General features: G+C 73.2%; 22 protein-coding genes and 1 CRISPR repeat array. Of the genes, 14 read left to right on the forward strand and 8 right to left on the reverse strand.

The genetic code is table 11. The features are described 5' to 3' along the window. Positions 1 to 32: 32 nt before the first annotated feature. The 5 genes from fxlM (at position 33) to LX15_RS10950 (ending at position 3,974) form a co-directional block, all read left to right on the forward strand. Positions 33 to 1,253 carry a methyltransferase, FxLD system gene (gene fxlM / locus LX15_RS10935; protein WP_253669422.1) on the forward strand — a complete coding sequence of 407 codons (1,221 nt, stop codon included), beginning with the start codon at positions 33 to 35 and terminating at the stop codon, positions 1,251 to 1,253. Between the two features lie 238 nt (positions 1,254 to 1,491). Beyond that, positions 1,492 to 1,626, forward strand: coding sequence for a hypothetical protein (locus LX15_RS32395; protein WP_301304407.1), 135 nt, complete (start codon positions 1,492 to 1,494; stop codon positions 1,624 to 1,626). 45 nt (positions 1,627 to 1,671) lie between these two features. Further along, positions 1,672 to 2,397, forward strand: a complete 726-nt coding sequence (locus LX15_RS10940; RefSeq protein WP_253669423.1) for a coenzyme F420-0:L-glutamate ligase — start codon at positions 1,672 to 1,674, stop codon at positions 2,395 to 2,397. Next, on the forward strand, positions 2,394 to 2,825 hold the full coding sequence (locus tag LX15_RS10945) for a hypothetical protein (RefSeq protein WP_253669424.1): 432 nt from the start codon (positions 2,394 to 2,396) through the stop codon (positions 2,823 to 2,825). Before LX15_RS10940 ends, LX15_RS10945 begins: the two co-directional genes overlap by 4 nt. Positions 2,826 to 3,302: 477 nt before the next feature. After that, positions 3,303 to 3,574: a CRISPR direct-repeat array (repeat unit 28 nt; unit sequence GACTCACCCCCGCATGCGCGGGGAGCAC). A gap of 166 nt (positions 3,575 to 3,740) precedes the next feature. Beyond that, positions 3,741 to 3,974, forward strand: a complete 234-nt coding sequence (locus LX15_RS10950; RefSeq protein WP_253669425.1) for a hypothetical protein — start codon at positions 3,741 to 3,743, stop codon at positions 3,972 to 3,974. Between the two features lie 79 nt (positions 3,975 to 4,053). Here LX15_RS10950 and LX15_RS10955 read toward each other — a convergent pair whose 3' ends face one another. Beyond that, a complete protein-coding gene (locus LX15_RS10955; protein WP_253669426.1) occupies positions 4,054 to 4,329 on the reverse strand; it encodes a hypothetical protein in 276 nt (91 codons plus the stop codon). A 261-nt stretch (positions 4,330 to 4,590) separates the two neighbouring features. Between LX15_RS10955 and LX15_RS10960 the strand changes: the two genes are divergently transcribed. After that, the gene (locus tag LX15_RS10960) at positions 4,591 to 5,271 is read left to right on the forward strand and encodes a YbhB/YbcL family Raf kinase inhibitor-like protein (protein ID WP_308213446.1); all 681 of its coding nucleotides are present in this window, start codon (positions 4,591 to 4,593) and stop codon (positions 5,269 to 5,271) included. 536 nt (positions 5,272 to 5,807) lie between these two features. Here LX15_RS10960 and LX15_RS33070 read toward each other — a convergent pair. After that, complete coding sequence (locus tag LX15_RS33070) at positions 5,808 to 6,491, reverse strand: class F sortase (protein ID WP_253669427.1); 684 nt, start codon at positions 6,489 to 6,491, stop codon at positions 5,808 to 5,810. Between the two features lie 53 nt (positions 6,492 to 6,544). Next, positions 6,545 to 7,240 (reverse strand): DUF4142 domain-containing protein, encoded by a 696-nt coding sequence (locus tag LX15_RS10970; RefSeq protein WP_253669428.1) that lies wholly within the window; start codon positions 7,238 to 7,240, stop codon positions 6,545 to 6,547. A 464-nt stretch (positions 7,241 to 7,704) separates the two neighbouring features. Between LX15_RS10970 and LX15_RS10975 the strand changes: the two genes are divergently transcribed. Continuing rightward, positions 7,705 to 8,547: an SDR family oxidoreductase gene (locus LX15_RS10975; RefSeq protein ID WP_253669429.1), complete on the forward strand. Its 843-nt coding sequence runs from the start codon at positions 7,705 to 7,707 to the stop codon at positions 8,545 to 8,547. 2,171 nt (positions 8,548 to 10,718) lie between these two features. On the opposite strand, the gene LX15_RS10980 is transcribed toward LX15_RS10975, so the two are convergent. The 3 genes from LX15_RS10980 to LX15_RS10990 all read right to left on the reverse strand — a co-directional run bounded on the left by LX15_RS10980 (position 10,719) and on the right by LX15_RS10990 (position 12,633). Next, positions 10,719 to 11,477: a SigB/SigF/SigG family RNA polymerase sigma factor gene (locus tag LX15_RS10980; protein ID WP_253669543.1), complete on the reverse strand. Its 759-nt coding sequence runs from the start codon at positions 11,475 to 11,477 to the stop codon at positions 10,719 to 10,721. A gap of 293 nt (positions 11,478 to 11,770) precedes the next feature. After that, positions 11,771 to 12,271, reverse strand: coding sequence for an anti-sigma factor (locus tag LX15_RS10985; RefSeq protein WP_253669430.1), 501 nt, complete (start codon positions 12,269 to 12,271; stop codon positions 11,771 to 11,773). After that, positions 12,268 to 12,633: an STAS domain-containing protein gene (locus tag LX15_RS10990; protein ID WP_253669431.1), complete on the reverse strand. Its 366-nt coding sequence runs from the start codon at positions 12,631 to 12,633 to the stop codon at positions 12,268 to 12,270. The genes LX15_RS10985 and LX15_RS10990 overlap by 4 nt, the downstream gene beginning before the upstream one ends. Before the next feature lie 668 nt (positions 12,634 to 13,301). Between LX15_RS10990 and LX15_RS10995 the strand changes: the two genes are divergently transcribed. The 6 genes from LX15_RS10995 (at position 13,302) to LX15_RS11020 (ending at position 18,260) form a co-directional block, all read left to right on the forward strand. Then, the gene (locus LX15_RS10995) at positions 13,302 to 13,829 is read left to right on the forward strand and encodes an ATP-binding protein (RefSeq protein ID WP_253669432.1); all 528 of its coding nucleotides are present in this window, start codon (positions 13,302 to 13,304) and stop codon (positions 13,827 to 13,829) included. A gap of 164 nt (positions 13,830 to 13,993) precedes the next feature. Further along, positions 13,994 to 14,854 carry an STAS domain-containing protein gene (locus LX15_RS11000; RefSeq protein ID WP_253669433.1) on the forward strand — a complete coding sequence of 287 codons (861 nt, stop codon included), beginning with the start codon at positions 13,994 to 13,996 and terminating at the stop codon, positions 14,852 to 14,854. Next, positions 14,854 to 15,354, forward strand: a complete 501-nt coding sequence (locus LX15_RS33075) for an STAS domain-containing protein (RefSeq protein ID WP_308213447.1) — start codon at positions 14,854 to 14,856, stop codon at positions 15,352 to 15,354. Before LX15_RS11000 ends, LX15_RS33075 begins: the two co-directional genes overlap by 1 nt. Continuing rightward, entirely contained in the window at positions 15,351 to 15,773 is a 423-nt protein-coding gene (locus LX15_RS11010; RefSeq protein WP_372502595.1) for an anti-sigma regulatory factor, read from the forward strand. The genes LX15_RS33075 and LX15_RS11010 overlap by 4 nt, the downstream gene beginning before the upstream one ends. Then, positions 15,770 to 16,759: an ATP-binding protein gene (locus LX15_RS11015; protein ID WP_253669434.1), complete on the forward strand. Its 990-nt coding sequence runs from the start codon at positions 15,770 to 15,772 to the stop codon at positions 16,757 to 16,759. The genes LX15_RS11010 and LX15_RS11015 overlap by 4 nt, the downstream gene beginning before the upstream one ends. Positions 16,760 to 16,763: 4 nt before the next feature. Beyond that, on the forward strand, positions 16,764 to 18,260 hold the full coding sequence (locus tag LX15_RS11020; protein WP_253669435.1) for a PP2C family protein-serine/threonine phosphatase: 1,497 nt from the start codon (positions 16,764 to 16,766) through the stop codon (positions 18,258 to 18,260). Between the two features lie 100 nt (positions 18,261 to 18,360). Here the strand turns inward: LX15_RS11020 and LX15_RS11025 are convergent, their stop codons facing one another. Together LX15_RS11025 and LX15_RS11030 are read right to left on the reverse strand one after the other, a co-directional pair. Continuing rightward, positions 18,361 to 18,825, reverse strand: coding sequence for an STAS domain-containing protein (locus LX15_RS11025; protein ID WP_253669436.1), 465 nt, complete (start codon positions 18,823 to 18,825; stop codon positions 18,361 to 18,363). A gap of 315 nt (positions 18,826 to 19,140) precedes the next feature. Then, positions 19,141 to 19,731, reverse strand: coding sequence for a MarR family transcriptional regulator (locus LX15_RS11030; RefSeq protein WP_253669437.1), 591 nt, complete (start codon positions 19,729 to 19,731; stop codon positions 19,141 to 19,143). A 540-nt stretch (positions 19,732 to 20,271) separates the two neighbouring features. Here LX15_RS11030 and LX15_RS11035 point away from each other — a divergent pair. Further along, positions 20,272 to 21,156: an MEDS domain-containing protein gene (locus LX15_RS11035; RefSeq protein WP_253669438.1), complete on the forward strand. Its 885-nt coding sequence runs from the start codon at positions 20,272 to 20,274 to the stop codon at positions 21,154 to 21,156. Positions 21,157 to 21,172: the final 16 nt, after the last annotated feature.

Here is a 21,172-nt window from a genome sequence, read left to right on the forward strand (position 1 = left end):
CCGAAGCGGTGACAACACACGAAAGGAACCGGATGACCGACTTCACCAGCACTGCCCCCAGCACCCGCCCCGAGAACCTGCGCGAGCAGATGATCAGCCACATCCGCACCGCCGGTCACCTGCGCTCCGAGCGCATCGAGCAGGCGTTGCGGGCCGTGCCCCGGCACCGGTTCGTGCCCGCCGCCTCGGTCGAGGAGGCGCACGCCAACAAGGCGATCACCATCAAGCCCGGCGAGGATCGGCCGGCGAGCTGCATCTCCGTGCCGACCGTGGTGGCGATGATGCTCGGCCAGCTCGACCCGCGACCCGGCGACCGCGTGTTGGAGATCGGCGCCGGAACCGGATACAACGCCGCCCTGCTGGCCGAACTCGTCGGACCGACCGGCAGCGTCACCACCGTCGACATCCACCCCGACGTCACCGACCACGCCCGCGCCGCCCTGGGTGAGACCGGCTACGACCGGGTGCGGGTGATCACCGGCGACGGCGCCCTCGGCGAGCCGGACCACGCCCCCTACGACAAGATCATCGTCACGGTCGGCCCGTGGGACCTGCCCCCGGCCTGGTTCGACCAGCTCGCCCCCGGCGGCACGCTCGTGGTCCCGCTGCACTGGCGCGGTCAGGCCCGCAGCGTCGCCTTCGTCCGCCACGACACCCATCTGCGGGCGGAGAACAGTCAGCTCTGCGGGTTCATCCCCATGATCGGCATCGTGCCCACGGGCGAGCGGACCGGCACCATCATCGAGCACGTCGCGCTGCACTGGGACGCCGACCAGAACATCGACCCGGACGCCCTGCGCGAGGTGTTCAGCGGACCCGAGACCACCATGTGGTCCGGCGCCTCCGTGGTCGCCAACGAGCCATTCGACCACATCTGGCTGTGGTTGACCGCCACCGAACCCGGCACCTGCCGCCTCGACGCCGACGACGAGGCCATCGAGGCCGGGATCTGCCGCCCCGCGTTCTCCTACCGCACGCCCGCGATCGTCGAGGGCGACTCCCTGGCCTACCTGACCAAGCCCCGCCCCGTGGCGGGCCCGGACGGCGAGCGCCGCTTCGAACTTGCCGCCACCGGCCACGGCCCCGCCGCCGCCCAGCTCGCCGAGCGGCTGGTCGAACAGATCCGCCGGTTCGACCGCGACCGCGCCGCCCAGCCCGTCATCACCGCCTTCCCGGCCGGAACGACCGACGAGGATCTGCCTGCCGGCGTGGTCGTCGACAAGCACCACGTCCGCATGGTCCTCACGCCCTGAACGGTCACCATGCCGCCGCCCCGTGGCTTCGTAGAACCTGGTGAACCCCGGCCCACGTCGGGCCGGGCTCACCGCGTTCCGGGCGCGGTCAGCGCTTCCTGGGCGGCACCAGGGTGTCGAACAGCCGTTGGCCCACGGGGATAGGCGATGCCGGTGGCCACCGCGGTGAGCAACTGGGCCGCCACGCTTGCCTCTCCTCGACCGGACCTGCCGCAAGTACGGCCGGCACGCTCTCGACGTGCTGTCCACCGTCAGCTCGGCCCGAGCCAACGACTACACCCACGACCTCGCCCGCCGGCTGGTTCCCTGGAAAGACCACGGTCCCGCCCGGGATCTCATCCATCGCATCCGCACTGACGTGCCCTTCACCTGATCACGCGCCTGGCGCGGTGCGCGCTACTCCCGCAGGAGCCCGCCGATGACCACCCCGACCTCCGGCTTCGCCGCCTTCGCCCTGGAACCGTTCCCCGAACTCCAGATGGGCGACGACCTGCCCGGTGCCATCACCGACGTCCTGGCCCGCACCGGCACCGCGCTACGGGACGGGGACATCGTCGTCGTCGCGAGCAAAGCCGTGTCCGTCGTGGAGAAGCGGTACGTCGACCTGGCCACCGTGACCCCCAGCCCCGAGGCCGTGGAACTGTCCGCCCGGACGGGCAAGCCCGCCGAGATCGTCCAGCTCATCCTGGACAACTCCACCGAGTACGTCCTGGCCACCGAGCAAGGCCCGATCATCGCCCGACACCGCCTGGGCTACCAACTCACCTCCGCCGGGATCGACCGCGCCGGCACCGAGGGCGCCTGGCTGCTGCCGGTCCACCCGGACGCCTCCGCCCGCGCCCTGCGCGCCGCGCTGATCACCCACACCGGGGCGGAGGTGGCGGTGGTGATCGCCGATTCCGACGGCCGCGCCGACCGGCGTGGGGCCACCGTCATCTCCCTCGGCGCCGCCGGGATCGCCCCGCTGCGGATCACCGACCACGGCGGCAAGCGGCAGGAGGAGACCTTCACCGACCTGGTCGCCGCCGTGGCCGGCATCATCCTCGGCCAGCGCGGACGTGGCGTTCCCATCGCCGTCCTGCGCGGTATCGCGTACGAGGCCAGCGACGAGGGAGTCGCCGCGATGCTTCACCACCGGCCGTGACACTGCTGATCACGGGGGCGGCCGGGGCTATCGGCAGCCGCCTGGCCGCCGACCTCGCCGCCCACCGCATCGCCCTGCGGCTGCTGGACCGGCGGCCCCTCGCCGGGCCACTGACCTGGCCAGCGCAGCCGACCGCATCGGGGTCGCCCGGCGCCGCCGACCCGCTCGCGCCGCTCTGGCCGACGGCGGGCAACACGCTCCTCGACGTCGTCTACCGGCCCTGGCCCACCCCGATCGCCCGCGCCGCCCACCGCGCGGGCAGCACCGTCATCGGCGGCCTTCCCATGCTCCTGTACCAGGCCGCCCGCCAAGTCGAACCCCACACCGGCTCTACTCCAGCACCCTTGGCCGAGATACGCGATGCGGCTCAACGTGCTCTTCAGGCCGCAGAGTTGGGAAAGGCAGAGGAGACCAGGGAGTATCGGTGATCCGGTCAAGCGGTGGGATCCGGATCGGTCACAGAGACGCCAGCAGTATTGCCCGGCGCGCCATGGTCAGCGGCTGTTCGGTATGGCTGTCCTCCGCCGTGATCGGTGCTGCCGATCGGCTTGACCGATCACCACGCCGCGTCCCTGCCGGGCGCTGGCTACCGTGATCACCGGACACCAGTGGAGGGCACTGATGAACGTCCTGCCCACTGGCCGGCCAATCGACCCGGCGCTCTGGGAGCACCCCAGGATGCGAGTCGCCCTAGCGCGGCGCGACATCAGCGAGGTCTACCGCCTGCTGGGCAGGACCGGGGTTTCTCAACGTCAGATCGCCGCGCTGACCGGTCAGAGCCAGTCAGAGATCTGCGACATCGTCCAAGGACGCCAGGTCCAGGCCTACGACCTTCTGGTCCGCATCGCCGACGGCTTGTCCATCGTTCCACTCAGTGCCAGGCGCTGCTGTAGTCCTGGCACGCGACGGCGCCCCCGCATGCGCGGGGAGCACAACTGCGACGCGATCACGTTCGCGATGGTGGTCGACTCACCCCCGCATGCGCGGGGAGCACCTCGTGGAGGTTCGGCCGCGCGCATTGGCGTTCGACTCACCCCCGCATGCGCGGGGAGCACTGTCGGTGGATCCAGCTCACCACGTCCTCGAAGGACTCACCCCCGCATGCGCGGGGAGCACTTCGACCTCCGCGATCCCGAGTACTGGCCCCGAGACTCACCCCCGCATGCGCGGGGAGCACCCTTCGTGACCTGCGCCGATCCGGAGGCGGCACCCGTTCTTGACCCCTCTTGTCTCGGCCTGGGGTGGGCTCGGGTCGTGGTGGGCCTCCCGTTCGTGCCGTGCTCGTGGTTTCGCCCTGAGTAGATCACGGCTTGTCGGGTCGCGGGGACGGGTACCCGCTGGGCGTGGAACGTGAGCGGCGGGACCAGCAGAACCAGAACCAGCGGGGCGAAGCCGGCGAGGAGAAGTACGAGCAGGACAGCCGGACCTCGCTCGCCGAGAACGTCTCCGAGGCGTTCGACGACAGCGACACCGAGGCCGGGCGCAGCGACTCGACGTCCCGGCACGACGAGGCCAACCCCATGGGCAACGTCCGTACCACCGACTTCGAGCCGGGGCGGGGGCGCGAGAAGCGCTGAGGGAATCCCCCGCGATCGCCCGCCCTGCCAGCCCTGGGCGGGTCAACACCCGTCTCAGTGCTTGTCTGCGATGCTTCTCTCAGTACTCGTCGTAGCCCTCGGCTCGGTAGTCGTCCTCGTCCTCCCGGACCACGCGGTCCTGTTCGGCCAGGTCGGCCTCGTTGGCGTCGAGAAGCGCGCTGCCTCCGACGCGGTCCCGGTCGTCGACGAGGTCGCGCTGCTGCTCCACCCGGTCCGCGACCGGCTCCTCCAGACCCAGCCCCGCGCCCGCCGCGTCCCTGGTCTCCCGCTCGGCGTCGTCGTGGTCGTGGACCTCCTCGGCGCGCACGTCGTCCGGAGCGGTCGGTTCCGTCATCAGTGCCGTCCTCCCCCGTTCGAGTCCCTGTTCGACAAGTCCCTTGGTCGAGCGGCCACGCCGGTCACACTCCGGCGTCCCGCCCTCCCGCCGCATACCTCCCGTGCCTGTCCGCCAAACCCCGGAAGGCGGACGGGCGCCCGGCCGTTTGCTCTCCGCGCACCCCGGGTAGGCCGACAGCGGGCGCGTCACCGGGCCGGTGCCCGCGTGCGCCGGAGCCGGGGCCGCACGTCAGGTCGACACCGGCAGGGAGGACTTGTCATGCCGGACCCAGGCAGCCACAAGTACGACATCAAGCGAGCGCGACTGCGCGCCCAGTACGACGACCAGGGCGTCCCCGACCAGAACGCCGACCGCGCCGCGAACGAGGAACTCCAACGCGAGCACCCGCCCCGCCGGGTGGGACCCGCCGACCGCGCCGCCGGCCCGTTGGGCACCAGGGGCACGAGCCGGGGAGACCTCTCGGTCGAGGACCTGGAGAAGCCCCCTGAGGGCGGCGGGATCGGGCTGCGCAGCGCGGCCTTCAACGACCACACGATGATCCCGAACCACTACGCGCTCGACGGCGACAACGCCAGCCCACCGCTGGAGTGGGACCACGTCCCGGACGGCGCCGAGGAACTGGCGCTGGTCGTCGAGGACCCCGACGCCCCCGGCCGCACGTTCGTGCACTGGGTCGTCACCGGCATCGACCCCTCGGTGCACGGCATCGGGGAGGGCTCGCTCCCCGAGGGCGTGACCGTGGGGCGCAACGACTTCGGCGACGTGGGCTGGGACGGCCCGCGCCCGCCGGTGGGCGAGACGCACCGCTACTTCTTCCGCCTGTACGCGTCGGACCGCCCGCTCGGGCTGGGCGAGGGCTGCACGGTCGAGGACCTGCGGGTGGCGCTCGCGGGCCACGAGATGGCCAGCGGCACGCTGGTCGGCCTGTTCGGCCGCTGATCCGTCTGAATCCGTGTGATCCGTGTGATCCCTCTGATCCTTCGATCACTCTGATCCCGTCGGATCCCTCTGGTCCGTCCCACGGCCGGGCGGGGTCGGGGCGTCCCGCCGCCGATCTCACCCGGTCGTGCCGGGACGAACACCCACGCGGGAGACCGCGTCGGGCTTAGCGTCTGGAGCACGGCGGCGGCCCTCCAGGCACGTCGCCGGACCCGAGGTTCCGCGACGGAGAGCGGGAGGACTCGTCCTTCCCGGCGCGACTCGCCACCGCGGGACTTCGCCGGCTGGACCGACAGGTCCGGTGGCCGCGCCGTCGCACCACGGCACGGCCGCCCGCCGCACCCGACCAGGGTGTCGGCAGCCAGCCGACACGATTCCGCGCCAGCCCCAGCCAGGGGCGGTTCGGCGGCCGGGTCGGTCCAGCCGGCGCGGGGCCTCACCCCGTCCGCGCGGCCGGACCCGCAGGGTTCCGCGTCCTCACCGGCGCCTTCACCCATGGGACCGACAGGACTGGCAGGACCGATGGGGCCGATGGGTCAGTCCCACGGCGCGAAGGACACCGGGTCGGCGAAGACCATGAGATTGTCCGGGTAGCCGCCCCTGGACTCGTCGAACGGCCCGGCGCAGGTGATCAGCACCAGGCGGTGCGGCGCGCGCGGGTCGAACAGGTTCTGCGGAAGCGCCCACTTCGGCCGCGTCCGCCGGGCGATGACGCGGTAGCGGTACGACCCAGCCTCCGTGGCGACCTCCACCGGCGCGCCCAGCCGGAGATCCCGCAGCCGGAAGAACGCCCCCGCGCCGGTCCGCACGTCGTCGACGTGACCGGCGATCACCATCGTTCCCGACGGGGACTCGGGCACCGCTCCCCCGGTCCACCACCCGACCTTGCCCGCGTCCCTCGGGACGGCGAGACTCCCGTCCTGGTTGACCCGCGCGGGCTCGACCTCGGCGGTGACGCCGACGGAGGGCATGGCCAGCGCGAGGGGAGCCAGGCGCGGCGGGGGCGCGGGAGGGCTCGGCGGCGCGACGGATCGCGAGGGGCCGGGCGACGGCGCGACACCCGACGGCAGCAGCGGGCCGACCATGGGTCGCGAGGCCGGCGCGTGCGTCGGGCGCGGCGTCGTGACGAACGGCGGGGGCAGCTCGCCCACGTCCTCGGGTCGGGCGGACGGGGAGGCCAGCAGGAGCGCCGCGCCGAGGACGGCGAGCACGACCCCCACCGCCGAGACGGTCGTGGCCGCCCTGAGGCGGCCACGACCGGGCGGCGCGGCTTTCACCGCACGACGCGGTCCCGACGGGCGAAGCCCCGGCGCAGGACGAACCCGGCGACGACGAGGAGCAGCCCCGTCGCGAGCAGGACCACGCCCGGCCCCTGCCAGGCCGACGTGGAGGCCAGCCCCGCGCTCCCCGCGTTGATCATCGTGGGGGCTCCGACCTCGCCGGCCGCCGCGAGCAGCGCGTCGTGGTGCGACTTCACCACCGGCGCGGCGTCGGAGGCGACCTTCTTGACCTCGGCCGAGGACCCCTGGGCCAGCTCGGTCTCGCCGAGCCGCATCACCTTGGCGTGGCCCTCGGTCTGGGTCCGCACGAACAACGCGTCGAACTCCTCGTCCGAGGCGTTCTGGAGGCGCTCGTGCACCGCCTTCTGGTCGGGGTCCGGCGTGTCGGGCAGGGCGACGCCCAGCGCGGAGGCGGTCTGCGTGAGCGCCTCGTCGAGCCGGGTGTGGTCCTCCTCGAACCGCGCGCCGAGGTCGCGGACGAGCTGTCGGGAACCCCTGCTGCGCGCCAGCCGGCCCGCGTCGATCTCGGCGAGGTTCGCCTGGTGCGCCTGTTCGAGGAACTGGCGGTCCTGGTCGGAGACGGTCTGCTCGGCATGGGCGACACCGGCGGCGCCGACTGCGCCGGCGGACGCCGCGAGCGCGAGGGCGACGGCGCTGATCAGACGGCCGAGCCGTGGCACGGTGAGCATCAGGAACATGTCCTTTCTGGCAGGCGGATCGGCGTGCGTCCTGGTCGGTCCACCCCCTCCGACGACGAGCCCGGTCGTGCGGGGAGCGGCCTACCACGCCCCCGTTGCCCCGGCTCCCCGGCCGGCCCGTCACCGAGCCGAACGCGCGGCGCCGGACCGACCGGTGTCACCGCCGACCATCCTTCTTGCCCGCGACGACCTCCTCACGCGGTGACACGCGTCCTGGTTATCGCCCGTTCCGGTCGTCTTGCCGCTGCGGTGGAACCGTCCGCCAGCGCCGTCACGCGCCGCGGCCGACGCCCACGACCACCCTTCCGTGCAACACGTTCGTGTCCGTCCACTACGGACACATGCGCTCTCTCCCTTGCCCGGCAAGGGGATTTCGCCGTCCTGGGCTCGCGCCTGATGCCTCCGATCGGTCGACGAGGGGTGGAGAAATCCCCCGGACCGGGTACCTCCACACCATGGCGGACGAGACGAGAACTCCGATCGCACCCACTCCCGCTGAGCAGAGCGGCTTCCCCCGCACGGCGATCGTCACCGGCTCCGACTCCGGCATCGGCCGGGCGGTCGCCAGCGCGCTGGCGCGGGCGGGGGTCAACGTCGGCATCACGTACCACGCGGACGCGGAGGGAGCGCAGGGCACCGCGAAGGAGGTCAGCGAACGCGGCGCGAAGGCGGTGGTCCGGCAGCTCGACCTGACCCGCCTCCCCGAGGCGGCGGACGTGATCGACGACCTCGCCGACGAGCTGGGCGGGGTCGACGTGTTGGTCAACAACGCCGGCACCGGCAGCAACCAGCTCGCGCTCGACACCGACTTCGACACCTGGCGCGAGGTGATGTCGGTGGACCTGGACGGGGTCTTCCTGTGCTCGATGCGCGCGGCGCGACGGATGATCGCGGCCGGACGCGGCGGGCGGATCATCACCATCACCAGCGTCCACGAGCACACGCCCCTGGTCGGCGCGGCCCCCTACTGCGCGGCCAAGGCCGGCGCGGGGCTGTTGATGAAGACGCTGGCGCTGGAACTGGCCGAACACGGCATCACGGTGAACTCGGTCGCGCCGGGTGAGATCTCCACGCCGATGACCGGGCAGACCGACGTCGACCCGCGCACCCAGCCCCGTCCCGGCGTGCCGCTGGGCCGGCCCGGCGACGCCCGTGAGGTCGCGGCGGTCGTGTCCTTCCTGGCCTCACCGGCCGCCGCCTACGTCACCGGGGCGTCGTGGGTGGTCGATGGCGGCCTGATGTTGATGTCGGCTCCTGGCGCGCACCACCTCGGCAACGCGGAGTGGCGGCGCCCCTGACCGATCCCCACGCCGGCCAGCCCCACCGACCGGCACCGACTGAACCGACACCACGCCGACACCGACACCGATCGACACCGATGACTCCTGGTCGGGGCGCGACCAACACCCCACAGGGCGCCCCCTCGGCGGGCCCCACCCCAACCAGCTCAGACCAACACGACCAGCGCCGGACCGGCCAACGCCGTACAGACAACACCCAGATGAGGAGGCGCGGTCACCTCCCCTGTGGAGGGGACGCGCCCAACAGCGCCGGAGTGGCGGCAGCCCTGACTGGCCTTGGTGCCCATCCCTGCCGTGACAGGGCCTCCTGGTCTCGATCTTCTGGTCGGGGCGCGACGAACACCGGCAGGAACACCCCCGCCACCGTCATCCCAAACCGTGTCCCGGGCCATCATCCCGGCCGGCCGCCTGGTGCTCGACACCAGCACCCAACGAACAGCGTGAGAAAGAGATGAGAAGGGAAAGGACGCTGTCCCGTCCCCTGCGGGGACGGTCCGGCAGCGCCGGAGTAGCAGCCGCCCGGGCCAGCCCCGCGCCAGCCCGACACCGACTGGTACCGATGGAGTCTCCTGATCGGGGCGACCGACACCCAGCAAGATGGATCTCCGGAAGGGCGCCACCCCCGACCAGCCCGAACTGACAGAACAGCACTGACCAACCCATCACCGGCCAACACCGCCGTCGCCACCCAGCCGGCCGCCTCATGCACTCGGCACCAGTACCCGGCCCATGGCGTGAGGAGAAGATGCGGAGGGAAGAAGACGTTGTCCCGTCCCCCAGCGGAGGGGACGCGCCCCACAGCGCCGAGGTGGCGGCAGCCCCTGACTGGCCTTCGTGCCCATCCCTGCCGTGACAGGGTCTCCTCGTCTGGATTTTCTGGTCGGGGCGCGACGAACACCGGCAGGAACACGCCCGCCGCCGTCATCCCAAACCGTGTCCCGGGCCATCATCCCGGCCGGCCGCCTGGTGCTTGACATCAGTGCCGATGCACAGCGTGAGGACAAGACGCGGAGGAAAGGCGGGGACGCTGTCAGATCCTCTGCGGAGGTCATCCGGCAGCGCGGGAGTGGCAGCGGCACTGACCGATCGCAGCGGGTCCCACCGACCAGCACCGACTGAACCGACACCACGCCGACACCGCTCGACACCGATGGCTCTGGTCGGGGCGCGACACGACCAGAACCGGACCGGTCAACACCGCCGTCGCAACCCAGCCGGCCGCCTCATGCACTCGGCACCAGTGCCCGGCCCATGGCGTGAGGAGAAGATGCGGAGGGAAGAAGACGTTGTCCCGTCCCCCAGCGGAGGGGACTCGCCCGGCAGCGCCGGAGTGGCGGCGGCCCCTGACTGGCCCCGCGCCAGCCTCACCGACCGACAGGGTGCCGTCCCAACCAGACCAGGCCGACACGACCAGCACCGAACCGGTCAACACCACCACCGTCTCCGCGATCCCGTGCCGCATCCCGGGCTGTCATCCCGGCCAGCCGCCTCGCGCTCGGCTCTGGTGCCCGACGCACAGCGTAAGGAAAAAAATGAGGTGGGAGAGGGGACGCTGTCAGATCCCCTGCGGAGGTCGTCCGGCGGCGCGCCGGAGTGGCAGCGGCACTGACCGATCGCCGCGCCGGCCGGCCCGATCGACTGAACCGACACCGACACCGATCGACACCGATGACTCCTGGTCCGAGCGCGACCAACACCCGGCAGGAACACCCCGCAAGGTGCCACCCCGACCACCCCAGACCAACACAACCAGCACCGAACCGGTCAACACCGCCGTCGCCGCCAACCCAGCCGGCCGCCTGGTGCTCGGCACCAGTGCCGACGCACAGCGTGAGGAAGAGATAAGGAGGGAAGAGGACGTTGTCCCGTCCCCTGCGGAAGTCGTCCGGCAGCGCGTGTGGCGGCAGCCGTGACCGATCGCAGCGGGTCCCACCGACCAGCACCGACTGAACCGACACCCACGCCGACACCGACACGGATCGACACCGATGGCTCTGGTCGGGGCGTGGCAAAACACCCGGCAGGAACACCCCACAGGGTGCGGCCTCGACCAGACCAGGCGACATGACCAGCACCGGACCGGGCAAGGCCGACCAGAGACAACGCCGATCAGTCAAGGCCGATCAGGTAACACCGACCAGACGAGGAGGGGAAAGGGAGGGACGCGGTCACGTCCCTTGTGGAGGGGATTCGTCCGGCAGCGCCTCGCGCAGCTTCGCCAAGGTTCGGCTGAGCAACCGGGAGACGTGCATCTGCGAGACACCCACCCGCTCGGCGATCTGCGTCTGGGTCATGCCCGCGAAGAACCGCAGCACCAGGATGGTCCGCTCCCGCTCGGGCAGCGACGCGAGCAGCGGCCCCACCGTCTGCTGGGCCTCGACGTGGTCGAAGCCGACCTCCCGCTCGCCCAGCCGGTCGGCCAGGGCCATCCCGTCGCCGTCCGAGCCGACCAGCTCGGCGTCCAGCGAGTCGGCCCGGTAGGCCACGGCCGCGCGCAGGCCCTCGTAGACCTCCTCCATGGGCACGCCGAGGTGCTCGGCCAGCTCGCTCGGCCGGGCCGCGCGGCCCAGCCGCTGGGACAGCTCCCGGTTGGCCTTGTTGATCGCCAACGACAGCTCCTTGAGCCGCCGGGGCATCCGGACCGCCCAGGTGCCGTCCCTGAAGTGCCGGCGCAGCTCGCCGCTGATCGTGGGGATGGCGAAGCTGAGGAAGTCCGAGCCCCGGTCGGGCTCGAACCGGTCGACCGCGTGGATCAGGCCGACCGTGGCGACCTGCACCAGGTCCTCCTCGGGCTCACCCCTGCGGGCGAACCGCCGGGCCAGGTTCCGCGCGACCGGCAGGAACCCGGTGACGAGCCGTTCGCGCAGCTCGGCCCGTCTGGGGTCGTCGGGCGCGAGCGCGGCCAGCTCGCGCAGCACCGGGGCCAGGTGGTCGTACTCGCCCCGGCCGCCGTCCTCGGCCTCGCCCCGCTCGACCGGCTCCGCCGGCTCGGTCGCCTCGGCCGACGTCCCGTCCGTCGAGGTTGGACTGGTCGCCGGGGCGGTCTCGACGGTGACTGTCTCGACAGCGACCACCTCGACGGCGTCGGTCTCCACCGCGGCTCCCACGGTGGTGGTCTCTGGGGACGGCGCTGTCGGCGCTGTCGGCGCTGTCGGTGCTGTCGGTGCTGTCGGCGACACGTCGCCCACGATCACGTCCTGAGAGGGTGTCCTGATGGTGGTCACGGCGCCTCCGAACCGGCCGGGGTCCTGGCGAACTCCACGCACACGCGGTGCCCGCCGCCGGCCGCGGCGGTCACCGAGACCCGCACCGAGTCGACCAGCGCGGTCAGCAGGCGCCAGCCCAGCGAGTTCTGGTCCGGCCCGACCGCGGCGGCCGACCACGCCTCCAGCGACACCCGGACGACGTCGGGCCCCGCCTCGAAGCGGCAGCACAGCGTGTCCGCGCCCACGATGACGTCCAACAACGCCGCCGCGGCCTCGTCCACCGCCATCTGGACGTCGGAGATCGTGTCGATGTCGTGGTCCCGGCGCATGGCCAGGTCGCCGGCCACCAGCCGGAGCAGCGGCAGGTTCTCCACCGCCGCGTCCAGTCGCAGCTCCACCCTGCTCACCGGGTCCGTCCGCCAGGTCCGCCCGTTCGCCCTGACCCCGTCGTGCCCGTTCGTGCGGTGGGCCACCGGCTCCGTCGCCGTGCCCTGCCGCGCCTCGCCGCCCCTCACGACGCCCGCACCTGCCCCTCGATCGTGAACACCGCGTCCAGGCCGGTCAGCTCCAGGATGCGCAGCGCGTACCGGTTGACGTCGCTGAGCACGACCCTGCCGCCGCGCTCGACCACCGCCTCCCTGGCCCGCACCAGCGCGGCCAGGCACGCGGAGTCGAAGAACGTGACCGAGCCGAACGACACCACGACCTCGGTCACACCGGCCTCAAGCACCTTCTTCACGTGGGTGTCCAGCTCGCCGACGGAGGCGTGGTCGATCTCGCCGTGCAACACGATGACGCCTCGGGCGCCCTCGACCCGCGACGTGGCCGACGCCCCGGCTCCGCTCGCGGCGGCACCGGTCGTCCCCGCACCGGTCATCCCCGAGCCGTTCGACCCAGCGCCGTTCGACCCAGCGCCGTTCGACCCAGCGCCGTTCGACCCAGCGCCGGTCAACCCAGCGCCGTTCGACGCCGTTCCGTTCAACGCGGAGCCGCTCAATCCGGCGCCGTTCGATCGAGCGCCGTTCGAAGCGGAACCGTTCGATCCAGCGCCGCTCAGTCCTGTGCCGTTCGACTCGATGCGGTCGTCCGTCGCCATCCGGTCTCTCCCCGGTCACGTCCGGCCGCGCCCGGCATGGGACGCGGCGGCTCCCGTGCCCGGGAGCCCCACCCTTAGTGCCCGGACACGGGTGCCCGCTAAACCCGATGGACGGAACGAGAGCTATGTCTCACTCCCGGCGGGTTTGCCCAGGCCCCCCGCGGGCCACCTCCTAGGCCAGAAGAGTGGGAGGGCGATCGGGTGATGAGGACGGGGGGACACCGATGTCCGGACACCGCCATGGGCCGTGGCGGGGACGTGGAAGGAACCGGTCGCGCGCGGGGAGCAGGAGGACCGGCCTCGGCCGCCGCAGAGGGCGGACAAGCCCGCTCGGTCCTGCGTACCCTGACGCGCGATCGAGTGGTCCCGCCACCGGCGCGTGGCGGCGGCCACCCCGAACCGCGCGCCGGCACGTGCGTGGCACGCACCGCGCGCCGTCCGAAGGAGCCATGACGGAACTGCGACGCCCCGCGCCGGCCCTGGCACGGATTCCGCTGGTGGACGGGATTCCGCCGCTGCGGCAACTCCGCGAGTTCGCCACCGTGCGGTTGGCGGGCGCCCCGCCCGAGCTGGTGCAGGACGTGCACCTGGTGCTGACCGAACTGGTCACGAACGCCTACCTCCACGCGAACGCGCCGCGTTCGGTGGCGCTGGGCCGGGTGGCGGACGGCACGGCGGTGCGGGTCGAGGTGACCGACGGGTCGTCCGCGCCGCCGAGTGTGCAGCCGTTCTCGTCCACGCGGCTGGGCGGGCGCGGGATGCGCATCGTGGACGAACTCGCCGACGACTGGGGCGTGCTGCACTCCGACGGCGGCGGGAAGACCGTGTGGGCCGTGATCAGGGCGGGCGGGTCCGACCAGGACGGCACGGGCCCCGCGCCCGACTCGTCCGGTCGGCCCGACGCGTCCCTTCCGTCTCCCCCGCCACGCCCCTCACAGTCCACTTCACAGTCCACAGAGGACGGTTCTGCCCCGTGAACCCCGTGCGCCGGACCACCTCCGACCACCGACGTTGAGCCATCCTCACCCCATGGCCTAGGTTTGCCGTGCGGCAAACATGAAGCCCGTCCGCCAGACGGGTGGCGGTCGCCGCGAGTTGCCGAGCGTGCCCCCGATCTGCCGGAGCAGTGCGAACAATGGCCATGACGTTCGACCAGAACGCCAACGACGATGTCGCGGACTTCCTTCTGGAGCACGAGGAACGCATCACCGAGGACTGGCTGCGCGTCGGTTTCTTCGCCCAGCACGGGAGTCAGGACGTCGAGCAGGCGAGGGCCGACTGCCGGGCGGTGCTGGCCGCCATCGCCGACGCCGCGCGCAGCGGTCGGGCGCACGACCCCGCCGCGCCCGGGTTCCTCCAGGTGCGCGCGTTGCTCGGCGACCTCGTCGCGATGCGGACCCGGCACGGCGAGTCACCGAGCCAGACCGCGCTGGAGCTGAGCCGGCTCAAGCAACCCGTGCTCGACCTGTGGACGCGGCACCGGGGCAACGAGGCCAACCACGTCGCCCACACCGTGTTGCTGAGCACCGCGCTGGACACCCTGCGGCTGGCCGTGGTGGAGACCGCGCTCAGCGCCGGAGCCGACATCATCGCCTACCAGCAGCAGCAGCTCATGGAGCTGTCGACGCCGGTGATCAAGCTGTGGGACAACGTGCTCGCGGTCCCGCTGATCGGCACGCTGGACAGCGCCCGCAGCCAGGTCGCGATGGAGAGCCTGCTCCAGGCGATCGTCGACCACCAGGCGGCCGTGGCGATCCTGGACATCACCGGGGTTCCCACGATCGACACCATGGTGGCCCAGCACCTGCTCAAGACGGCGATGGCGGCCCGGCTGATGGGCGCCGAGTGCGTCATCAGCGGCATCCGGCCGCAGATCGCGCAGACCATGGTCCAGCTCGGCATCGAGCTGGGCGAGGTGAACACGCGGGGCACCCTCGCCGACGCCCTCGCCTACGCGCTGCGCCGCATCGGGCTGTCGGTGAACAGGGCGGAGACCGCGTAGTGCGACCCACCGGAGCGGTTCCCATCCTCACGCTCGGCGACGTGGTGCTGGTCAGCATCCAGGTCGAGCTGCACGACGAGCTGGTGTTGCGGCTCCAGCAGGACCTGGCCCAGCAGGTGGCCGACACCGGCGCGCGGGGCGTCGTGATCGACGTCTCCGCGATCGACATCGTCGACTCGTTCCTGGCCAAGGTCCTGCACGACATCAGCGCCACGGCGGCCATGCTCGCCTCGACCGCCATCGTCGTCGGGATCCGCCCCGCGGTCGCGATCACCCTGGTGGAGCTGGGACTGCCGCTGCGGGGCGTGCGCACCGCGCCGTCGGTCAACGCCGCCTTCGCGATGCTGGGCGTGCGCGCCGCCTCGGAGCGCCCGCACGTCCCGCCGGGCTCCCCCGTCTCCCCCGACGGCCGGCTTCCGAGTGGTGATCGGGGGCGAGAGGACGACCCGCGCGCCCACGACCACCTCCCTCGGGAACCACGGGTGCGGGAGATGTGGTGAGCACCGCGATGGAGGCCAGGGTGGTGACGATCGCCACCGAGCTGGACATCGTGCGGGTGCGACAGGCGGTGCGGGACGTCGCGGTACGGGGCAGGTTCTCCCTGGTCGAACAGACGAAGCTGGTCACGGCGGCGAGCGAGCTGGCCCGCAACGCGCTGGTGCACGGCGGCGGTGGGGAGGTGACGGTGCAGGTGGAGCCGGTGGGCACGGGCACGCGGGTGCGGCTGGTGTTCGTCGACCACGGCCCCGGCATCGCCGACCTCGACCAGGCGCTGACCGACGGGTTCACCACCGGGTCGGGGCTGGGCCTGGGCCTCGGCGGCGCGCGCCGGCTCGTCGACGAGTTCCACATCGAGTCCGCGCCCGGCCGCGGCACGACCGTGACGATCAGCTCGACCTCCGGCGGCGCCGTCCGATGACGCGACCGGACCTGTGGGTCGACCAGCCGGGGCACGTGGGGCCGGCCAGGGCGCTCGCGGTGCGGGCGGCGCGCGCGGCCGGGCTGCCCCAGGCGACCGTGGACCGGGTCGCGCTGGCCGCGACCGAGCTGGCCAGCAACCTGGTCCGGCACGCGGGCGGCGGCAGCCTGGTGGCGCACCACGGCCCGGCGGGGATGGAGTTGCTGTCGCTGGACCTCGGCCCCGGCATCGCCAGGATCAGCGAGAGCATGCGGGACGGGTTCTCCACGGCGGGCACGCTCGGGGCCGGGCTGGGCACGGTGCGCAGGGCGGCCGACGAGTTCGACCTGTTCTCCCTGCCCGACGCCGGCACGGTGGTGTTGGCCCGGTGGCGCACGGCCGAGCGGCTCGGGCCGGTCGTGGGCGCGGTGGGCCTGCCGGCGCCCGGCGAGGAGGTCTCCGGCGACGCCTGGACCGTGGTCCGTGGGGCCGGGCTGCTCACGGTCCTGGTCTGCGACGGGCTCGGGCACGGCCCCGCCGCCGCCGCGGCCAGCCGACGCGCGGTCGCCCTGGCCCGCGAACACCCGGACGCCGACCCGCTCACCCTGCTCGGCGCGCTGCGCACCGGCCTGGTGGGCACCAGGGGGGCCGCCGTGGCCGTGGCGCAGGTGCACCACGGCACCGGCCGGCTGCGGTTCGTCGGCATGGGCAACGTCTCGGCGCGCCTGTACGCCGACCGGACCTCCTCGGGCCGACGCCTGGTCTCCCGGCCGGGGATCGTCGGCGCGGGGCAGGCCAGGCCGCCGGTGGCGGACACCGTGCACCCGTGGGGTCAGGAGAGCCTGCTCGTGCTGGCCACCGACGGAGCCAGCGAACGCTGGTCGCTGGATGACTGGCCGGGGCTGACCGACCACGACCCGACGACCGTGGCAGCGTGGGTGCTGTGGCACGCGAACCGACGACGCGACGACGTCTGTGTGCTGGCGCTGGCCGGGGCCCGGTGGTGACGCCATGACCGCACTCCACTACCGCGTCACCGGCCCCGAGGAGGCGGAGCGGGCACGCGACGCCCTCGCCCAGGCCGCGGCCCGCCTGCCGCTGGACCCCGCGCACCGCGCCCGGCTGCTCGCCGAGGCCACCCCCTGGCTGCGTCGGCTCGCGGCCGAGGGCGGCACCGTGCGGGTGCGCGTCGAGGGCGACGCGCCCGAGGCCCGACGCCAGCTCGCCGAGATCGCCGAGGGCGCGCCGGTCGACCAGCGCGTGCTGCGCCCCCTGCTGGACCTGCTCGACCAGCAGGCCGAGGCGCTCACCTGGCACCAGACCGAGCTGGAGCAGACCAACGCCGGCCTGCTGGCGTTGCACGCCCAGTTGGAGGAACAGCGCCGGCGCCTGGCCTTCCTGGACCGGATCAGCCGCGAGCTGGCCGTGTCGCTGGACCCCGAGCAGGTGCTGGGCACCCTCGTCCGGCTGCTGCGCCAGCAGGAGTTCGCCGACGAGGTCCACATCTGGACCCTCGACGAGCGGGGCCGGCTGCACCAGCCGCTGGCCGACGGGTGGGAGCGGCCCGACCACGGCGGGAACGGGGTGGACCTCGCGCAGGTCCTGCGCTCCGACACGGCCCGTCTGGAACAGGCCGGCCGACGCCTGTCGCTGCCGCTGCGGGTCGGGCCGCAGCCGCTGGGCGTGCTCGCGCTGTGCCGCACCGCCGCGTCGTTCCGGCCCGACGAGCAGGACCTGGCGTCGCACATCGCGAGCAGGGCCGCGCTGGCCCTGCGCAACGCCCGTGAGTACGAACGGGAACGCGAGTTGGCCGAGACCCTCCAGCGGGCGATGCTCCCGACGCTGCCCCGGCGCGAACACGCGCACGTGTGGGCCGAGTACCGCCCGGCGACGCGGGGCGTGAACATCGGCGGCGACTGGTACGACGCGTTCTTCCGCGCCGACGGCTCGCTGGTGCTGGCGATCGGCGACGTCACCGGGCACGGGCTGGACGCCGCCGTGCTGATGGGCGAACTCCAGAACGCCCTGCGGGCCTACGCGGTGGAGGGGCACGGTCCCGGCACGACGCTGCGGCTCGTGCACGACCTGCTCCGCCAGCAGCGGACCGGGCTGTTCGCCACCGCCCAGGTCGCCGTGCTCGAACCCGGCGGGACGGTGCTGCGCTGGGCGAGCGCCGGACACCTGCCGATGATGGTGCGCGACGCCGACGGGCGGGTGACGCCGCTGGAGCGCGCACAGGCGCCGTTGCTGGGCGTGCCCATGGACGTCACCGTGCCCGAGCACCGGACCGAGCTGCTGCCGGGCGGCGAGGTACTCCTGTACACCGACGGGCTGGTGGAGCGCCGGGGCAGCGACCTGGACGCGGGCCTGGTCCGGCTCGCCGAGGCGTGGCGCGCGGCGCCGTGCGGGCCGGTGGAGGGTGTCACCCACCACCTGCTGGACGCCCTGCTCGGCGCTGGGCGACACGAGGACGACGTCTGCCTGCTGCTGTACCGGCACCCCGCCTGACAGCGGGCTGACACCGGCCGCGCCCGCGGTGGCCGACGCGACGCCGGAACCCCGCGCCCGCCTGGCCTGGCCTGTGCCCCTGTCCGCCCCTGTCCGTGGGTCAGCCCGTCGGCAGCGTCGGGGCGCCGGCCAACGCGGCGGACAGATCGGGGTAGAGCGCGAGGGCCGTGGTGAGCCCGGTGAGCGCGAGCGGCCGGAAAACCGCCCGGTTGGTCACCACCAGGCGGAGCTGCGCGCCCGACGCCGTCAGCTCGGTGTGCGCGGTGGCGAGGACGGCCAGCCCGCTGGAGGCGAGGAACCCGACGCCGCCGAGGTCGACGACCACCGTCCGCGCGCCGGCCGCCTGGTGGGTGCTCAGCTCCTCCCGCAGCGACGGCGCCGTGAGCATGTCGATCTCACCCTCGGCGGAGACCACCACGACGTCCGTGCCGTGCCACTCGTGGCGGAGTGTGAGGACCGACGCGGCCGGGACGTCCCGGTCGAGGGTCGGCCCCGGTGGCACCGGCGGCGCGGCGCGCGGCGGTTCCTGCGTTCCGCTCCGGTCCTGGTGGCTGGTCGGCTCCATGAATTCGCCTCACGTGTCCCTTCACACGGCCCGGTCGCGATGCGACGCGACGGGAACCGACCGTAACGCCGACTCTTGCCCCAGGACAACCAAAGCCGCGTCGATCCGGTCACCCAGCGTGGTGGACGCCGCGCCTCCCGGGCCGTCCGCTACGCTTTTGTCGCACGGCAAAGATCGTGACCGAGGAGGTGTCGGATGCGCGACCCGCGGTCCTCCGCGTCCCGCGCTCCCGGTCCGGTTCGCGCTCCCCGCGCGCGGGGTCGGCGTCCGGTCCGCCGTCCGTTCCCCCGACCGACCGCGGCACCGGGCACGGGATCACCGAGCGCCGCCCCCCGCCGACCCTCCCTGGCCGTCGGAACCGAGAGCCGACACGGCGTCTCCCGGGCCCGCACGGCCGCCGCGTTCCTCCCGAGGCCCGCCGCCCTCTCTGCCCTCGCGCTCCTCGCGCACCAACCCCAGGGCGACCGCCGCCGCGCGGAACTCCTCCAGTCCGGCGAGCAGCGCGGCGCGACCGCCCAGCGTCATCGACTCCAGCACCCGGCCGAGTGCGGCGTGCCGTGCGGTGCGCAGGTGGTTGAGCACCTCCTGACCGTCCCCGGTCAGGGTCAGCGTGACCTCCCTCCTGTCGACCCGGCCGCCCCGTCTGGTCAACAGGCCGGCGGCCTGGAGCCGGTCGCAGAGCCGGCTGGCCGAGGACGGGATCGCGCCCAGCTCCTCCGCGAGACCGCCGAGGTTGATGCTCCGGTGCCGCTCCACGACGAGCAGGGCACGGAGCTGGGAGGGCGAGACCTTCGGGTGCGTGGCCTCCGCGCCGCGCCCCCAGGCGATCACGAGCGCCTCGGCGGCGGCCGCCACCGCCGCGGGAAGGTCGGAGGGGAGGGGATGGGGATCTCGAACCTGCGCCATTCTCCGCTCAAACACGTCAGCTGATCACGGGCTGCCGGTGTGCCGGAGGGCACGCGCGTCGCACGCGCGACGGCGGGGGCGCCTGACCCGCTCCCCGGGGCCGGCGACCAGCCGTCGTCGTGGTCCCCCGACCTCGTCGCCCTGACGATCTCGCCCCTCCCGCGCACCGTCGGCCTCCTTTCCGCGCCACATTGTCCACGGAGCCGTTCGCGGTGGCGACAACGCTCGCGAGCCGGCCTGCGGCCAATCACGCCCCGGAGTCGGCGCGGCGCGCCCTCCCGCGCCCGCGCCCGGCGAACGCCCCGCGACACCGCTCCCCCGCCGGGTCCACCGTCCTCTGAGGACGGCCGTCACGGTGCGTCGCCGACCGGGGAGCGCGCCGGCCGCCACCCACCCCCTCTACTGTCTACAGTGGACAGATCAGCCCCCGGCCCTCACGCGCGCGGACGAGCGGTCGACGCGAATGCAAACAGGTCGCCACACCACCGGAAGTGGTCCGGTGCTGTCGCGGCTGGGACACAGGGAGTAGTGTCGGCCGGGATGGAGGACGTGGGGACCGGGACCCGCGACGCCGTCCGGTTGGACTCGCTCCGGCCGGGCGACCACGTGGGTTGGATCGTCGACTCTGCCGAGGAGTACGACCGCCTCTCCCGATGGTGTCTGGCGGACGGCGCCCGGTGCGGGGACAAGCTGTTCGTCCTCGGGGCGCGGACCGACGACGTGTGCGCCGCGCACCTGCCGGAACACCTGACGCTGCCACACCCCCGGCACGACGCGTTCGACGCGTTCGACGCGTTCGACGCCGAGGCGATGGGCCGTGTGTTCGCCAGGGAGACGGCCGCCGCCTGCCACGAGGGCTACCGCGGCGTGCGCGTGCTCGCCGACATGGAGTGGCTGCTGGACCACCCGCCCACGCCACCGCTGGAGACCCTGGTCGACTTCGAGGTGCGGCTGGGCCGGCTCGTGGCCGAGGTCGGCGCGATCATGGTGTGCGCCTACCGGACACGGCGCTTCGACCCGTTGACGGTCGCGCAGGTGATGTGCGTGCACGGCCTGGAACTGGGAGCCGACCGGCCCGACCGGGGTTTCCGCATGTGGAGCAGCGGGAACGACGTGTGGGAGGTGCACGGCGAGGTCGACCTCTCCAACGCGGCCGCGTTCCGGGCCGCGCTGGACACGGCGCTGGCCCACAGCGGCGCGCCCGCCAGGGAGAGGACCGGGGCGAGGGTGGCGACGGTGCGGCTGCGGCTGTCCGGGCTGCGGTTCATCGACGTGACCGGGATGCGCACGCTGGCGCTGGCGGCGCAGTCCCACCGCCCCGGCGTGCGCCTGGTGGTGCAGGCGGCGCCGCGGAAGTTCCGTAGGTGGTGGGAACTCCTCGGCTACGACCAGGACGGTAGTTGTGGAGTGGAGATCCAGCCGTGACCGCCGGTCGGAGGAG

This window comes from Streptoalloteichus tenebrarius, assembly GCF_024171885.1.
Lineage (GTDB): Bacteria > Actinomycetota > Actinomycetes > Mycobacteriales > Pseudonocardiaceae > Streptoalloteichus > Streptoalloteichus tenebrarius.

Excerpts from the sequence above, each read along its gene's own strand:
- LX15_RS10970 (WP_253669428.1), bottom strand. The coding sequence starts at position 7,240 with ATGCTCACCGTGCCACGGCTCGGCCGTCTGATCAGCGCCGTCGCCCTC.
- LX15_RS10960 (WP_308213446.1), top strand. The coding sequence starts at position 4,591 with ATGCCGGACCCAGGCAGCCACAAGTACGACATCAAGCGAGCGCGACTG.
- LX15_RS10995 (WP_253669432.1), top strand. The coding sequence starts at position 13,302 with ATGACGGAACTGCGACGCCCCGCGCCGGCCCTGGCACGGATTCCGCTG.
- LX15_RS10975 (WP_253669429.1), top strand. The coding sequence starts at position 7,705 with ATGGCGGACGAGACGAGAACTCCGATCGCACCCACTCCCGCTGAGCAG.
- LX15_RS11015 (WP_253669434.1), top strand. The coding sequence starts at position 15,770 with ATGACGCGACCGGACCTGTGGGTCGACCAGCCGGGGCACGTGGGGCCG.
- LX15_RS11000 (WP_253669433.1), top strand. The coding sequence starts at position 13,994 with ATGACGTTCGACCAGAACGCCAACGACGATGTCGCGGACTTCCTTCTG.
- LX15_RS11035 (WP_253669438.1), top strand. The coding sequence starts at position 20,272 with ATGGAGGACGTGGGGACCGGGACCCGCGACGCCGTCCGGTTGGACTCG.
- LX15_RS10990 (WP_253669431.1), bottom strand. The coding sequence starts at position 12,633 with ATGACCGGTGCGGGGACGACCGGTGCCGCCGCGAGCGGAGCCGGGGCG.
- LX15_RS11020 (WP_253669435.1), top strand. The coding sequence starts at position 16,764 with ATGACCGCACTCCACTACCGCGTCACCGGCCCCGAGGAGGCGGAGCGG.
- LX15_RS11025 (WP_253669436.1), bottom strand. The coding sequence starts at position 18,825 with ATGGAGCCGACCAGCCACCAGGACCGGAGCGGAACGCAGGAACCGCCG.
- fxlM (WP_253669422.1), top strand. The coding sequence starts at position 33 with ATGACCGACTTCACCAGCACTGCCCCCAGCACCCGCCCCGAGAACCTG.
- LX15_RS11030 (WP_253669437.1), bottom strand. The coding sequence starts at position 19,731 with ATGGCGCAGGTTCGAGATCCCCATCCCCTCCCCTCCGACCTTCCCGCG.
- LX15_RS10955 (WP_253669426.1), bottom strand. The coding sequence starts at position 4,329 with ATGACGGAACCGACCGCTCCGGACGACGTGCGCGCCGAGGAGGTCCAC.
- LX15_RS10940 (WP_253669423.1), top strand. The coding sequence starts at position 1,672 with ATGACCACCCCGACCTCCGGCTTCGCCGCCTTCGCCCTGGAACCGTTC.